The 1,190-nt window shown below is 60.9% G+C and carries 1 protein-coding gene and 1 pseudogene; one reads left to right on the plus strand and one right to left on the minus strand.

Going from position 1 to position 1,190, the window contains the following annotated elements; all coding sequences use genetic code 11:
- Window positions 1–734, plus strand: a pseudogene (locus tag FV233_RS29485) (transposase); the annotation flags it as partial.
- A gap of 40 nt (window positions 735–774) precedes the next feature.
- Here the strand turns inward: FV233_RS29485 and FV233_RS29490 are convergent.
- Window positions 775–1,190, minus strand: a 416-nt coding sequence (locus FV233_RS29490; RefSeq protein ID WP_210249524.1) for a hypothetical protein, incomplete at its 5' end; no start/stop codon positions are given.

The raw sequence follows: 1,190 nt of genomic DNA on the forward strand, positions 1-1,190 counted from the left end.
ATCAATCGCGAGACCGGCTTGGCCCGGGCCACGGTGCGCAAGTACGCCTTCGCCGCGAGCTTCCCCCGGAACGGCATGCGCGAGCCGCAGCCGAGCATGCTCGATCCTTATCTCGGGCACCTGCATGCCGCCTGGATGAGGGGTGCGAGAACGCGACGCAGCTCTGGCGCGAACTTCAGGGTATCGGATTTGCCGGCACCGCGAAGCAGGTGCGTCGCTGGTTATCCGAGCGGCGCGCAGGCCCGGCTGGAATGACCATCCGGTCGCCGCCAGCAACAGCTGACATCCGTGTTGCGATCTCCACCGCATCACCCCTCGCCTCATCCAAGCAACTGTCCTGGTATCTCTTGCGTGAGCCCGAAGACCTCGACCCCGAGGCAGCCGCGGTCGTCGCGCGCGTCCTGCAGGATCCCGAAGCGGCCAAGGTCGTCGATCTCGGCCGCCGCTTCTGCCGGATCGTCCGGAGCCGCTCTCATCCGCCGCCATCGGGAAGATCGGATGTCGAGGCGTTCGATGAATGGCTGGGCGACGCCCAAAACTGCGGCGTCCGCATCGTCGAGAACTTCGCTGCCAGCATCGGTCAGGACGGAGACGCCGTGCGGTCCGCGCTGACACTCCCTTGGAGCAGTGGGCAGGCTGAAGGGCAGATCACACGTCTCAAGCTCTTGAAGCGCGCCATGTACGGCCGCGCCAACCTCGATCTCCTCCGCCGACGGTTCCTCGTCGCAGCCTGATCCACCAAACTTGGCGAAGAGTCACTTTCGAGGGGACAGGCTACCCTGGTGGTCGGTCTCTACGCGGATCCACCAACTTATGCCGTGATAGCGCCACCGCCATCAGGACTTTATCCACTATCTCACCGCAGGCGAGGATGCGTTTACGGCCGGTAAAGTCGTCTACACCAACCCAAACAACTTTACCGTCGACAAGCAACCCAAGGTCCGTTCCTGACTCGATTGCCACCCGGGCTGGACCTTCCACTTCACCCTGACCGAAAACTAATAGTTCAACGTCATCCAGCGCTTCTTCGCCAAACTCGCAATACGACGGGTGCAACTGTGTGTATTTAGCTGTCTCATCAAGGTTCAGACCACCATTAAACGCCTTATCGCCGAGAGCAACAGCATTCCAACAATTTTTCGTCTTGAGCTCAGAACTGGATCTGATCATCCAAGCTTTCGGACCAACGA

Origin of the sequence: Methylobacterium sp. WL7, assembly GCF_008040085.1 — a bacterium.
GTDB lineage: Bacteria > Pseudomonadota > Alphaproteobacteria > Rhizobiales > Beijerinckiaceae > Methylobacterium > Methylobacterium mesophilicum.